9 protein-coding genes are annotated in these 13,405 nt (G+C 72.0%); 5 read left to right on the forward strand and 4 right to left on the reverse strand.

The window, feature by feature from the left end:
* Positions 1-104: 104 nt before the first annotated feature.
* The 3 genes from ACFYYF_RS28015 to ACFYYF_RS28025 all read left to right on the forward strand — a co-directional run bounded on the left by ACFYYF_RS28015 (position 105) and on the right by ACFYYF_RS28025 (position 2,636).
* Positions 105-860 carry a GPP34 family phosphoprotein gene (locus ACFYYF_RS28015; protein ID WP_361678322.1) on the forward strand — a complete coding sequence of 252 codons (756 nt, stop codon included), beginning with the start codon at positions 105-107 and terminating at the stop codon, positions 858-860.
* Positions 861-1,288: 428 nt separating this feature from the next.
* Positions 1,289-2,146: a helix-turn-helix transcriptional regulator gene (locus tag ACFYYF_RS28020; RefSeq protein ID WP_361678325.1), complete on the forward strand. Its 858-nt coding sequence runs from the start codon at positions 1,289-1,291 to the stop codon at positions 2,144-2,146.
* Between the two features lie 280 nt (positions 2,147-2,426).
* The gene (locus tag ACFYYF_RS28025) at positions 2,427-2,636 is read left to right on the forward strand and encodes a DUF397 domain-containing protein (RefSeq protein WP_361678328.1); all 210 of its coding nucleotides are present in this window, start codon (positions 2,427-2,429) and stop codon (positions 2,634-2,636) included.
* 135 nt (positions 2,637-2,771) lie between these two features.
* Here ACFYYF_RS28025 and ACFYYF_RS28030 read toward each other — a convergent pair whose 3' ends face one another.
* Positions 2,772-3,611 (reverse strand): hypothetical protein, encoded by an 840-nt coding sequence (locus tag ACFYYF_RS28030; RefSeq protein ID WP_388780370.1) that lies wholly within the window; start codon positions 3,609-3,611, stop codon positions 2,772-2,774.
* A 121-nt stretch (positions 3,612-3,732) separates the two neighbouring features.
* On the opposite strand from ACFYYF_RS28030, the gene ACFYYF_RS28035 reads away from it, so the two are divergent.
* Both ACFYYF_RS28035 and ACFYYF_RS28040 read left to right on the forward strand, forming a co-directional pair.
* Positions 3,733-4,518, forward strand: a complete 786-nt coding sequence (locus ACFYYF_RS28035; RefSeq protein ID WP_361678334.1) for an SDR family oxidoreductase — start codon at positions 3,733-3,735, stop codon at positions 4,516-4,518.
* 343 nt (positions 4,519-4,861) lie between these two features.
* Positions 4,862-6,433, forward strand: coding sequence for a sodium:solute symporter family protein (locus ACFYYF_RS28040; protein WP_388780371.1), 1,572 nt, complete (start codon positions 4,862-4,864; stop codon positions 6,431-6,433).
* Between the two features lie 42 nt (positions 6,434-6,475).
* Here the strand turns inward: ACFYYF_RS28040 and ACFYYF_RS28045 are convergent, their stop codons facing one another.
* From ACFYYF_RS28045 to ACFYYF_RS28055, 3 genes are all read right to left on the reverse strand, one after another.
* Complete coding sequence (locus ACFYYF_RS28045) at positions 6,476-7,591, reverse strand: ADP-ribosylglycohydrolase family protein (protein WP_388780372.1); 1,116 nt, start codon at positions 7,589-7,591, stop codon at positions 6,476-6,478.
* Between the two features lie 116 nt (positions 7,592-7,707).
* The gene (locus ACFYYF_RS28050) at positions 7,708-11,040 is read right to left on the reverse strand and encodes a tetratricopeptide repeat protein (RefSeq protein WP_388780373.1); all 3,333 of its coding nucleotides are present in this window, start codon (positions 11,038-11,040) and stop codon (positions 7,708-7,710) included.
* A 156-nt stretch (positions 11,041-11,196) separates the two neighbouring features.
* Positions 11,197-13,305 (reverse strand): LamG domain-containing protein, encoded by a 2,109-nt coding sequence (locus ACFYYF_RS28055; protein ID WP_388780516.1) that lies wholly within the window; start codon positions 13,303-13,305, stop codon positions 11,197-11,199.
* Positions 13,306-13,405 lie beyond the last annotated feature (100 nt).

Raw genomic sequence — 13,405 nt, forward strand, 5'->3', positions numbered from 1 at the left:
CGAGAACGACATACCTGCCGGTTCCCTCATATTCCGGTCACGTGCTCTCGACAGACCAATGTGAGAGGGGTCACCCTGTCATTCATCCACGCGGGGAGGCATGGATGGGCAAGAGCCGCAGAACAATTCCGGAGGAGCTTCTGCTGCTGGCGTTGGACCCGGCCACGGGTACCACCGCGCAGCCGCAGTCGCTCGACCTCGGTCTGGCCGGAGCACAGCTAGTGGAGCTGGCGCTGGCCGGACGGATAGCCCCAGACGGGGATCGTATCGCCGTGGTGGTGCCACGGCCGACCGGAGATCCAACACTGGACTGTGCGTTGGAACTCCTTCGCCGACGCGGAGCACCCGTACGCGCGGTCAACTGGATCGGCGGACCCCGCCTGGGGCTCCGCCAGACCTACCTCTCGCATCTGGAGAGGTGCGGCATGGTCCATGCCGTGGCCGGCCAGATGTGCGGGGTGCTTCCGACGACTCGCTACCAGGCGACGGACACGGAAATCAGCCGGGAGATCCGAAACCGGCTGGACAACGCGATCCGCACCGGCGTACCGCCGGACCCGCGGACCGCGGCGCTCGCCGCGCTGGCCCATGCGGTCGGTCTCGGCAAGCACCTGTATCCGGGGAACGAGGGACGCTCGTCCCGCTCCCGGCTGCGGGATCTGATCAGGCACGACCCCATGGGCGGCCTCGTGGCGCACGCCGTGATGGACGTTCAGAGCGGTGTGGCCGCACAGCCACGCCGCAGCCCGGCACCGGCAGGCCGTCCGGCCACCGCCGGAGTCAGGTCCGCACCGGAGCCCGCACGCGGTGTTCCGATGCAACCGCGCCATGGTTCGATGGCGCGCGCCGTGGCGCACTGAGCCGCGGGCCCACGACGGCCCGCGTCCCACACCGCCGGCAACCTGCACGGCACACAGCACCCGCACCGCCAGCACCGCCGTAAGACACCAGCGCCGCACCGCAGTCCCCATGATCCGGTTCGGGAGCCGCAGGATCGCGCGGGGTGGCCGGGACCGTACGTCCGGACGACGACACGGTTCCGGCCGCCCCGCGCGACCGCATGCGAGGGGCTGCCCGTCTCCGGGGTCCGGCGCGATCTCGGCCCCGCGTCGGCGGAGTTCGGCGGGGTCGTCGGCCACGGCGCCGGACGCGTATACACGCCGAATCTGCGAACTTGCGCCCACCAGGCGCATATACGCCGTTTCCCAGCGGTAGAAAGCACCTTGGTGGCAATCTGCTCAACAGCAGATACGCAAAGTACAGGCCCTTAGCCGGAGGTGCACGTCCCGTGGCGTCAAGTGTCAATCCCACCGTCCGGCGGCGCCGGCTGGGCCAGGAGCTTCGGCGGCTCCGCGAACTCAAGGGCATGACGGCCGAAGAGGTCGCCGAGCGCCTGCTGGTGTCACAGTCGAAGATCAGCCGGCTGGAGAACGGCAGGCGCAGTATCAGCCAGCGCGACGTCCGCGATCTGTGCGGAGTCTACGAGGTCGAGGACCACCGGATCGTCGACTCGCTGATGCAGATGGCCAAGGACTCGCGCCAGCAGGGCTGGTGGCACTCCTTCGGCGACATCCCGTACAGCGTCTACATCGGCCTGGAGACCGACGCCGCGAGCCTGCGCGTGTACGACCCGCAGGTCGTCCCGGGCCTGCTGCAGACCCGGCAGTACGCCGAGGCGCTGATCGCGGGGGCGCTGCCGGAGACCGCGCCCGCCGACATCGACAAGCGCGTCCAGGTGCGGATGAAGCGGCAGGAACGAATCTCCGCCCCCGACAACCCGCTGCGCCTGTGGACCGTCCTCGACGAGGCGGCCCTGCGCCGCGCCGTCGGCAACCGCGCTCTGATGCGTGAGCAGTTGGAGTACCTCGTCGAGCAGTCCCAGCTGCCGCACGTCACCGTGCAGGTGATCCCCTTCGACATGGGCGCGCATCCGGGCCTGAACGGCCAGTACGCGATCCTGGAGTTCCCCGACGCGGCCGACTCCAGCGTCGTCTACATCGAGGGCGTGACCAGCGACCTGTACCTGGAGAAGGCGAACGACGTCCAGAAGTACAGCGTCATGTACGAGCACCTGCGGGCCCAGGCCCTGAACGTGGAGCAGTCACGGCAGTTCATCGCGGACATCGCGAAGGACTACGCCCGCTGATCGGCACGGGGCGGCCTCCCGGGGCGCCCCAGCCGTTGAGCGGCCGGACCCTACACTGTCGCCGCCCCGGCGCGGAAGACCCCCATGGAATATGCCATCCAGTCGAGTGAATAGTCGCTTCGTCAGCCGATGTTGGCGAGTAGCGTCGATCACGCCATCGAGCAACAACGTTGGCGCAAACCGGACCGCGGGAGCCCTGACGGATCCGCAGTCCGGTGTCAGTGCGCCGACGGCTTCATGGCGGCAACTCATCGACGAACGACAGTTTTCTGGAGCGATCATGGCAATTCAGCAGGGCGCCCTCGACACCTGGACCAAGTCTTCCTACTCCACCGGCAACGGCGCCTGCGTCGAGGTCAAGTCCCCGGTTCTCTCCTCGCTGGCGGTCCGGGACTCCAAGGTCCCCGCCGGCCCCACGCTCGCGTTCCCCGCGGACGCCTGGAACGCCTTCGTCACCGAGGTGAGCCGCGGAGCCTCCGGCCTCGTCTGACCCTGTGGCCGGGACAACTTCACACGTTCCACCGACAGAGCCCTCTCGTCCGGCCCGCCGTCCTGGCCGAGAGGGCCGCCTTCTTCCTTCGGCTCGATGCGCCCCGGGGGCGCGGGAGCCGTCGGGCGCCCCTCTTCAGCGCAGGCGGTCCACGTAGGTGTCCGTTCCCGGGATCGTGGGGATGAACGGTGCCACCAGCTCCACGCGTCCCAGGCCCGATTCGGCCACGGCCCCGTCCAGGCCCGTGAAATGTGCCTCCCAGCAGTCGCGCGGGTCCTCCTGAAGGAACCACAGCAGGGTCAGCCGGGTGTCCACGCCCTCGACCTGCTTCACATAGGTCATCCGGTCGCCGGGGAGCGGGGTCGGCCGGAAGACGGTGACGAGGGCGGCGGGTGAGCCCGCCAGCAGCCCGGGCAGGTGGCGGGAGCGCAGCCATTCCAGCAACTCGGCCCGCTGTCCGGCGGATTCGGCGTCGACGACCTCGACCACGAGGCCCGCGTAGGGGTGGTCGAGGGCGTGGAAGTCGCGGGGGCCCGCGGCCCCGTCGCGGTAGACGGTGGCCTCGTGGTCCTGGAAGGCCGTGAAGACGTGCGTACGGTCCTGGTAGACGCGGCCGTCGCGGTTCAGCCGCCTGTTGATGCCGACGGTCCACTTCATGTGGTCGTCGTAGCGGCCCTCGGTGACCCAGTAGGTGGAGATGTAGCAGCCGGCGGTGACCGGCTGGGCGACCGCCGACTTCTCGGGGTAGCGCAGGAGCTGGAGGTCGCGGGTGGCCACCCAGCGCCGCCCGGCGTACATCCAGGGCATGGCCATGGCGCCCGCGTAGTAGTGGTCGTCCTCGTACCAGCGGTTGTAGGCGTACTCGTGGCCCGGGTGCGGTTCGACCAGAGTGATCAGGGCGTGGCCCGGGTGGACGCCGTACGGGCCGAGGGCGGCCAGTTCCGCGTAGGTCTCGCTGCGGGTCTCCTCCGACATGACGAACCCCTTCCTCGGTGGAACGTGCGCGGGTGGAACGTGCGCGGGACTTCCTTCCTCCGCCGGACGCCCATACTCTGACGCCCCGTCAGACAATGCGCCAGAGCCGAGGAGGCCCCGGATGTCTTTGCTCACCGGCAGGACCGTCGTGGTGTCGGGCGTCGGGGCCGGGCTCGGCCATCAGGTCGCGGCGGCCGTCGTGCGCGACGGGGGCAACGCAGTGCTCGGGGCGCGCACGGAGGCCAATCTCGCCAAGTCGGCGGCCGAACTGGACCCGGACGGAACGCACACGGCGTTCCGGGCGACGGACATCACCGACGAGGGGCAGTGCGACGCTCTCGCGGCGCTCGCGACCGAGCGCTTCGGGCGGATCGACGCGGTGGTCCATGTCGCCGCCTGGGACAGCTACTTCGGCGGCCTGGAGGACGCCGACTTCGCGACCTGGCAGTCGGTCATCGACGTGAACCTGCTCGGCACGCTGCGGATGACCCGCGCCTGCCTGCCCGCACTGAAGGAGCGCGGCGGCTCCGTCGTCATCATCGGGACACAGTCGTCGGTCGCCGCGCCGAGCCAGGTGCGGCAGGCGGCGTACGCGGCCTCGAAGGGCGCGCTGACGAGCGCGATGTACTCCCTGGCGCGCGAGCTCGGCCCGCACCGGATACGGGTCAACACCGTTCTGCCCGGCTGGATGTGGGGCCCTCCGGTCGAGGCGTACGTGCAGTTCACGGCCCACACCGAGCAGGTGCCCGAGACGGACGTCCTCAAGCGGCTCACGGAGCGGATGGCGCTGCCCGAACTGGCCACGGACGGGGACGTCGCGGACGCCGCGGTGTTCCTGGCGTCGGACCGGGCGCGGGCGATCACGGGGCAGTCGCTGCTCGTGAACGCGGGCGAACTGATGCGGTAGTCGATACGGCCGGCGGCTCCTCTCCCAGGCGCACGGGACCCGCATCCCGTACGGCTGTCGGCTTCTCCTTGCTGCTGTGCTGCTGTGGGTCTGGCGAAGTGCCCGCTCATGGTGTGTCCCACGTCACGGGCGCGACAACCGCCCGACGGGTAAAGTGGAGGCAAAATCGTTCTGCTTTCTGACCTGTGTTCATATCCGTGACCGCGAGAGGTCTTGACCGGCCGGTCGGACCAGCGGTTCAATCCCCCAAGTCCCCGCTCCCGCACGGGGCCGCCCGACTGCCTACTGGCGAAGTGCCGTCCGGTATCTGCAGGTTCACAAGGCGGACCCCTGGAGGGGGCACATGAACGGTCTCGACTGGGCCGTCCTGGTCGCGTACTTCGGCGTGATGACCGCGATCGGCGTCTGGTCCCACAAGCGTGTGGACGATGTCAGCGACTTCTTCACCGCGGGCGGCAAGATGCCGTGGTGGCTGTCCGGCATCTCGCACCACATGTCGGGCTACAGCGCGGTGATGTTCACCGGCTACGCCGGCATCGCGTACACCTACGGCATCACCTCGTACGTCACCTGGGCGCTGCCCATCGCCATCGGCGTCGCCATCGGCGCCAAGGCCTTCGCGCCCCGGCTCAACCGGCTGCGCTCACGGCTGCACGTCGCCTCACCCCTCGAATACCTCAAGGACCGCTACAACGTGCAGACGCAGCAGGCGCTGGCGTGGTCCGGCATCCTGCTGAAGATCGTGGACGTCGGCGCGAAGTGGGCGGCCATCGCCACCCTGCTCAGCGTCTTCACCGGCGTCACGCTCACCCAGGGCATCATCATCACCGGCGGCATCACGGCCGTGTACTGCACGATCGGCGGCCTGTGGGCCGACGCGCTGACCGAACTGGGCCAGTTCGTCATCCAGTTGCTGGCCGGACTGTCGATGCTGGTCATCGTGCTGAACAAGATCTCCGACCAGGGCGGGATCTCCAAGGCGCTGGACTCGCCGAAGCTGCACGGTCACGGAGACGGGTTCGCGGGCCCGTATCTGACGGTGTTCTTCATCGCGTACCTGTTCATCAAGCTCTTCGAGTACAACGGCGGCATGTGGAACCAGGCCCAGCGCTACATGGCCACCGGTGACGCCAGGCAGGCCACGCGGTCCGCGTTCCTGTCCGCCGGACTGTGGTTCGTGTGGCCGGTGATCCTGTTCATCCCGATGTGGCTCTCGCCGCTCCTCGTCACCGCGCAGAAGCCGGACGGCTCGGACGCCTACGGCCTGATGACCGAACAGCTCCTGCCGCACGGGCTGCTGGGCCTCGTCGTCGTCGGGTTCTTCTCCCACACGATGGCCATGTGCTCCTCGGACGCGAACGCCATCGCGGCCGTGTTCACCCGCGACGTGATGCCGGTGTTCTCCCGGGCCGCGCGCGCCTGGGACACGCGTGCGGGGCTCATCGCGGGCCGCGTGACCACCGTCGCCTTCCTCGGCCTGTCCATGGCCGTGGCGACCCAGGTCAACTCCCCCACGTTCAAGGACATCATCACCGTCGTCATCAAGTGGGTGGCGGGGCTGATGGGACCGATCGCGATCCCGTTCATCCTCGGTCTGCTGCGGCCGTTCCGCCGCTCGGGACCGACGGCGGCCCTCACGAGCTGGGCGTGCGGTCTGCTCGCCTTCTTCCTCGTCAACTACCACCTGGACTTCTCCCAGCGCACGGACGTGAAGCTGGAGTACCAGGTCGCCCTCCCGATGGTCATCTCGCTCGTCCTGTACGTCCTCATCGGGTTCCTGCGGCCCGAGGACACCCCGGAGCGGGACGCGCTCATCGAACTGATCAACACGGACGACGACGGCTCGGCCGCCGCGGCGGTCCCGGCACCGGCGGGCGCCCCGGACGGAGTGGCGGGCACGCCGGTGAAGGACTAGGCGAGGGCCCCGGACAACCCGGGGGCCTGTCGTGTCCCCGGCTCAGGCGCGGGGGTAGCGGGCGAGCCAGCCCGGGGACGATCCGGCGGGGCCGTGCAGCGCGGGCCCCTGGGTCATCTCCATCGCGAAGTCGTCCGCGAGGACCAGCACCGTGGGACGGCCCTCCAGTTCGGCCAGCCAGGCCGGCGGGAGGGCCGTCTCGCCGTGCAGGGCGCCCAGCAGACCTCCCGCGAGGGCGCCGACGACGGCGGAGGGCCCGCCGTGGTTCACCGACAGGCACAGACCGTGCCGGACGTCCTCACCCACCAGCACGCAGTACACCGCGGCGGCCAGCGGCCCCTCGGCGATGCCGCTCACGGCGAGCTCCTGGACCCGCTCGGGCGAGGGCATGCCCTGCCGTACGGCGCCCAGCGCGTGCTGGAGCGCGGCGGCGGCCGGCTGGTGCCCCGGACGGGTCGCGAGCAGCGCGAGGGCCTGCTGCACGGCCGCGTCGGGGTTCTCGCCGCGGGCCAGCGCGTGCACGATCACGGCGTACGCACCCGCCGTCAGGTACGCCGAGGGGTGACCGTGCGTCTGGGCGGCGCACTCGACGGCGAGCTGCATGACGAGCTGCGGCTCCCAGCCGACGAGCAGTCCGAAGGGAGCGGAACGGCCGGCGGCCTCGGGGCCCTGCTCGCCGGGGTTCTTGGGGGCGTCCAGCGTCCCCATGATGTCGTCGGCGAGGCCGAGCAGACAGGCCCTGGCGGGGTTCCGGCGGGCGTAGAGCCACTCCTCGCGGGCCAGCCAGCCGTCGTCCTTGCGGCGTTCGTCGGGCCCCCAGTCGCTCTGGGTGGCCGCCCAGCGGCGGTAGGCGCGGTGCACGTCGGAGGGCGGATGCCAGGCACCGGTGTCGCGGCGCACCTGGGCGCGGATCAGTCCGTCGACGCCGAACAGGGCGAGCTGGGTGAGGTGCGTGACGGCGCCCCGCCGCCCGTACGCGGGGACGGGACCGACCAGGCCCTCCGCGCCGTAGGTCTCCCGGATCCCCTCCAGCGAGAGCCCGTCGACCGGGGCGCCCAGCGCGTCGCCGACCGCGGCGCCCAGCAGCGTCCCGCGGACCCGGCTCCGGAAGTCCTGCTGCTCCCCACGGCCCCAGACGGCACCGGCTGTCGCACCCACCGAGACCTCCTGAGGCACTGTCCCTACGCCCGACAGCAAAGCACTGTAATCGAACGGGAACGGTCGCCCGAGGCCGCGGATCCATAAAGATCCGGTCGGATCCGCCACGGGCGTGATCAGCCGGTGGGGCGCTCCCGGACGGCGTCACGGGCCGCCGTGACCGCCGCGAGGCGCGGGGCCAGCTCGGCGGTCTCGCCGCCGGGGCAGCGCAGGAGTTCGGTGAGGGCGTCCACGAGGTCCGCCAGCTCGTCCCAGCCGGGTTCCAGGGCCAGCAGAGCGGCCAGTTCACGGTCGGCGCCGGCCCAGTCGGCGAGGGCCCAGCCGACGATGCACCGGCCGGACGCGCGCAGAGTGCCGTCGGACTCCGCGTCCAGCAGCTGCGCCAGCTCCCGCCACCAGGGCTCCGCGGCCGACCGGCCCCGGGAGCGATGCTCGGTCATCGCCAGCTCGAAGGTGCCCGACAGCGGGGCCCTCTCGCGCAGTCGCTCGGCGAGCGCCCGGGCGGGCTCCCACCGGCCGGTGTGCCGCAGGACCTCGACGTGGAGCTGGTCGCGGTCCGGGACGAGGTCGTCGTCCGGTCCCGGGGCCGGGTCCTCGGCCAGCCGCGCCGCCGCCTCCTCCCACCGGCCGCAGTGGATCAGCAGCTCCACGATCTCGTGGCGTGCCGTGTCCGTGTCCCCGCCCAGGGCGATCCTCCCCTCCCAGTCGGCCAGCGCCCGCTCGGTCCGTCCGGTCGCCAGGAAGACACGGGCGCGCTGGTCGCGGGCGTAGGCGTAGTCCGGGTCGGCCGCGAGGGCCCGGTCCAGCCAGGCCAGCGCCTCCGCGTACTCCCCGAGGTCGCGGTGGACGGCCCCCAGGCAGCCCATCGCCGAGGCGTTCCCGGGGTCCTGTTCCAAGAGGTTCCGGAAGACGGCGATCGCCTCCTGGTGCCGGTCCTCCAGGTAGTGGGTGTTGCCCAGCTCGATCGCGATCCAGTCGGCGTCCGGGTCCGCGGCGAGCGCGCGCCGCAGGTCCTCGTGCGCGCCGGGCAGGTCCCCGAGGCGGCGCCTCGCCCGCGCCCGCATCACCAGCGCCCAGGAGTACTCCGGATCCAGGTCGAGGGCGCGGTCGAGGTCGGCCAAGGCCTCCCGGCCGTGGCCCAGTTCGTGGTGCGCCACGCCGCGGCTCGCCAGGGCCGAGGGGTAGTCGGGTTCGAGGGTGAGGGCCCGGCCGAGTTCGGTGACCGCCTCCTCGAAGCGGCCCGCGAGCCGGTAGGTGTCGCCCCGTTCGGACGCGACCCAGGCGGAGCCGGGATCCAGGCGGGCCGCCCGCTCCAGATCGGCGAACGCCTTCTCCCACTCGTCCGTGTCCCGGCGCAGCCGGGCCCTGCGCACGAGCGGCCACAGCAGGTCCCCGTCGATGCTCAGTGCCCGGTCGAAGTCCGCGGCCGCCTCCTCGAACCGGCCGAGGGCGTGCCGGCACACCGCCCGGGAGGCCAGCGCGTCGGCGTTCGTCGGGTCGAGGGCGACGGCACGGTCGAAGTCGGCCGCCGCTTCCTCCACGCGGCCCGCCATGCGACGGGTCTCCGCGCGCTCGGCGATGATCCAGCCCGTCCCGGGCAGCAGTTCGTCCGCGCGGTCGAAGGCGGCGAGCGCCGCGGGGTGGTCGCCCAGCAACTGGTGGGTGAGGGCGCGGCCGAAGTGCACCCGTGCCTCGTCCGGATCGATCTCCAGCGCCCTGTCGTACTCGCCCAGCGCCCGTGTGTACTCCCCGGCGATCCGCAGTTCCCTGGCGCGCACGCCGTGCGCCAGGGCCCGGGCCGGACCCTGGAGTGCGGGGCTGGCCAGCATCAGCTCCATCGCCCGGCCGACCCCGTCCCCGTCGTCGGCGAGGGCCGCGGCCAGCGACCTGCCCAGCGCGCCCAGGACCGGGGCCCCGGCCGCGTCCCCGGCCTCCTGGAGCATCCTGGCCCAGGCGCGCCCGGCCACCTTGTCGACACGGCAGGCCCGGACCGTGGTGTGCAGCGCGTCGCCGAGTGCCGCGCGAGGGCGCGCGCACAGCCGGTGGTACGACTCCTCCAGCCGCAGCCGCCGCCAGGGCTCGTGCCGCCACACCTCGTCGGGATCCTCCAGTCCCCTCGCCGCCTCGTCCCGCCACCGGCGGAAGGCCTCCGCCAGCCGCTCGTGGCGCTCGCTCCAGCCGCGCGGGGAATGGCTCCGCTGGAGCCGGAGCATCGCCTCGCGGACCAGGTCGTGGTAGCGGACCCGGTCGCCCCGGCCGTCCACGAAGGACAGCGCGCGCAGCCAGTCGAACAGCGCGCCGCTCTCCTCGGCTGCGTGCTCCTCGTCCGCGTGCTCCACGGCGGCCCGGAACACGTCCAGGTCCAGGGTCCGCGGCAGGGCGCACACGAGCGCCACCGCCCGGCGCAGCGGGTCCGGTTCCCACTTGAGGAAGCGTTCGACGGCCGTGGCCGAGGGGTCTCCGACGTCCTCGGGGTCGGCGGGGCGCTGCTCGGCCAGGGTCGACACCAGCAGCGGGAGTCCGCCGGTGAGCCGCAGGACCTCCGCGACCACCGGCTCCGCGACGACACCCTTGCCGGCGAGGAGGCCCCGTGCCTCGATCTCGGTGAACGGCCCGAGGGGCAGCTCGGTGACGAAGTCGCCGAAGCCGCCCCAGCGGGCGGTGTCGAGGGGGCGCTGTCCGGCGGTCACCACGACGACGGTGGCGGGCAGGACGCCGTACTCACGGGTGGTCATCATCGTGTGGAGCCAGCCGTCGAGGAACGGGCCGGTCCGCTCGTAGGTGTCGAAGAACAGGACGATCCACGGCACGTCCCGGGCCGCCTCGGAGAGCTCCGCGACGAGGACCGGGGTGAGCACGTCCTGCGGGGCGAGGACCAGCCGTACGTCCTCCTGGCTGCGCAGCCGGGCGCTGACCCTGGCGTACAGCCGGTCGGCACCCTGCGCCAGCTGGGCCGGGTCCATGATTCCGGAGAGGGCGCCGACGCCCGGCACCATCCCGAGTCCCAGCAGGCCCGCCCGCGCCACCGTCAGGCCGGCCGTCGAGGGGCCGGGCCGTTCCGCGTCCGGCGGGGCGAGGACCGCGGCCTGCACCTCGTGCCGCCGCTCGCGGTACGCCGCCAGCAGACGGTCCAGCTCCTTGAACCGGCGCCCCTGCGAGGCGAACTGACGGCTCATCGCCTCCATGGCCTCGGGAAGGCCGGTGACGTTCTCGTCGACATGGGCGGTCAACGCACCGGACTCGGAGGCCAGTTGTTCCATCTCGCGGACGAGGAACGTCTTGCCGACGCCCGCGGTGCCGTGCACGTGGAACAGGAACCGGTGCCGCTCGTCCTCCGGAGGCAGTTCGAAGTTGCCGCGGAACAGGGCGCGTTCGCTCCCCCGCCCGACGAACCCGTGCCGCCGCCGCCCCTCGATCAGCTCCTGCATCGACGGCCTCGCGCCCACCATCGGCCCGCCCCTTCCCCCGTGGTCCGACCGCTCCGCCCCCAGTCTGACGCACGCCACCACCGACCGAACGGCGACGACGGGACACGGCCACGGGCGACCGGAACACGCTTCCGGCCGCCCGACGCGGCGCTGTTCAGCCCCCGAGGACCGGCGGTCTCACGGGTTGATGTCGGCACCCATGCCCAGCTGGGCGATCTGGCTGTCGCTCAGGACCCCCTCGTAGGCCTGCACCTCGTCCACGTCGCCGTGGAGGTACTCGGTCCAGTCGTCACCGGCCCTGGCCCGGCCGACCTGGAGAGCGCCGGTGCTGTGCCACCCGTTCGGGAAGCCAGCACTGGCCTGCGCGTCGAGGTTGCCGTCGACGTAGAGCTTGATCGTGTCGCTCGCGTCGTCGTAGACCACCGCGAGACGGTGACCGAGGCCCTCACCGCCGTCCGCGAACTCGGCCTCGGACACCACCTTCTCCGGGGCTCCGGCCTCGTCCTTCTCCGGCATCACGAGCTGCCAGGTGTGCGAGGACGGCTCGTAACGCACCTTGAAGGCGTCAGTGTGCTCGCCCGCCTGGGAGAGCACGGTCATCGGGTGGGCGGGCTCGGAGTCGGCGAGGCGCACGACGACACCGACGGTGAAGCTGTCCCCCGTGTCCACGGCCGGTCCGTCGGTGGCGGCGTACCCGCTCTCGCCGTCCAGGTGCAGATGTCCGTCGCCGACCAGCGCGTAGGGCACGGGCGGGCAGTCGGGGTCCAGTTCCGGAAGGCAGGAGCCGTCGGAGCCCCGGAAGACCGTCGCTCCCGCACCGAGCCGCAGCGGAGAGCCGCCCGCCTGCTCGGGGCTCGCGCCGTCCGTCGCGTTCTCCAGCGACCAGTGGCCGAGCCGCTTCGGCGTGCGGTGGGCGAGTTCGGAGACCTCGTCCGGCACGACGACCCGGTCGTGGACCTGTACGTCGGCGATGTCGCCGTGCCAGCGGTCGCGGTAGCCCGAGGCACCGCGCGCACGGCCGATCTGGAACGCTCCGGACGCCTCGGCGGGCGTCGCGGCCGCCGCGGTGCCGGCCTCGCGGCCGTTGACGTACAGCCGGGCCTTGCCCGTCTCCGCGTCGTACAGCCCCAGGACGTGGGCCCATTCGCCGGTCTCGGGCGCACCGCCGGAGACCCGCGCGCCGCCGATCGTGAACGACCAGGCCGGGCCGGAGACCTCGGCGCGCAGGCCGAGCGAGAATCCGGGGGTGCCGTCCGCGTCCTGGGAGGCGACCGTCATGGTCCGGCCGGTCTCGTCGGGCCGCACCCAGGCGCTGACGGCGAAGGACTTCCGGATGTCGGCGGCCGGGGTGTCCGGGGTGAGGAAACCGTGGCCGCTGCCGTCCAGCGCGACGGAGGCGGTGGTGCCTGTGCCCGCGGGCGCGGGGCCGCCGAAGGTCACGCCGGTGCCGGCGCGGGCGGCGGTGCCCGACTCGGCCGCGGCCGACCGGGAGCCGGCCGGGTCGCTCAGCTTCCAGCGGGCGACGGGGGCGCGGCCGGACTGGACGTTGAAGTCGTAGGTCGTCTGACCGCTGCTGCGGCCGGCCCGGTCGATCGCGCGGACCTGGAGGTACTTCGGCCCGCTCCTGAGCGGCAGGTACGGGATGGTCACGGCCCCGCCCGGACGGGCCGGGGACACGGTGCCGTAGGGGCCGCCCGTGAAGCCGTAGGAGTACGACACCACGTCGTCCGAGGGCGAGTCCATCGTGAAGTGGCCGTAGACGCCGACGCCGTCCACCCAGAACTTCTCGTCCGGGGTGGGGTACTCGGGCGAGGTGATCGTCGCGTTCGCCGGATTCGTGTCGTCGACCACGAACGAGCAGACCGAGCCGGCTCCCTCGTCGCTCCATGGGGAGGTGGCCTTGGTGTCGTTCGCGCGGACGTGCCAGGAGACGACCGTGTTCACGGGAAGGTCGGAGGGCGTCGTCCAGTACTGGGGCAACCCCGACGACAGGGTGATGGTGGTGAAGGAGCGGCGCTGCTCCACGCCCGCCGAGTCCGTCCACCAGGCCTCGAACTCGCCCTTGACGGGGCTGGACTCCGAGGGCTGGTTGTCCTCCTCCGGGTCGTAGAGCACGGCGCTGAGCCGGGGCGGCTGCGCGACGTACGCCGTGTTCTCTCCCGTCGCGCACGCGCTGTTCCCTGTTTTCAGGTCCTGCACGAGCGGCTGTTTCGGCGGCAGGTTGTCCAGCGCGGCCGCCGGGGCGGCGGCCGCGGCCACCAGCGCCACCGCGCAGCACCCCACCATCAGCCGACCGCGTCCGACCGCTCTTCCGGGACTCCTCAAGTCACCCTCCCCTGACGACACTTGGCGCTTGATGATCAAGCGAGCCGCATGAACCTAGCAG

The organism is Streptomyces sp. NPDC001914 (assembly GCF_042891215.1).
Taxonomy (GTDB): Bacteria; Actinomycetota; Actinomycetes; order Streptomycetales; family Streptomycetaceae; genus Streptomyces.

Excerpts from the sequence above, each read along its gene's own strand:
- ACFYYF_RS28015 (WP_361678322.1), top strand. The coding sequence starts at position 105 with ATGGGCAAGAGCCGCAGAACAATTCCGGAGGAGCTTCTGCTGCTGGCG.
- ACFYYF_RS28025 (WP_361678328.1), top strand. The coding sequence starts at position 2,427 with ATGGCAATTCAGCAGGGCGCCCTCGACACCTGGACCAAGTCTTCCTAC.
- ACFYYF_RS28030 (WP_388780370.1), bottom strand. The coding sequence starts at position 3,611 with ATGTCGGAGGAGACCCGCAGCGAGACCTACGCGGAACTGGCCGCCCTC.
- ACFYYF_RS28035 (WP_361678334.1), top strand. The coding sequence starts at position 3,733 with ATGTCTTTGCTCACCGGCAGGACCGTCGTGGTGTCGGGCGTCGGGGCC.
- ACFYYF_RS28040 (WP_388780371.1), top strand. The coding sequence starts at position 4,862 with ATGAACGGTCTCGACTGGGCCGTCCTGGTCGCGTACTTCGGCGTGATG.
- ACFYYF_RS28050 (WP_388780373.1), bottom strand. The coding sequence starts at position 11,040 with ATGGTGGGCGCGAGGCCGTCGATGCAGGAGCTGATCGAGGGGCGGCGG.
- ACFYYF_RS28055 (WP_388780516.1), bottom strand. The coding sequence starts at position 13,305 with ATGGTGGGGTGCTGCGCGGTGGCGCTGGTGGCCGCGGCCGCCGCCCCG.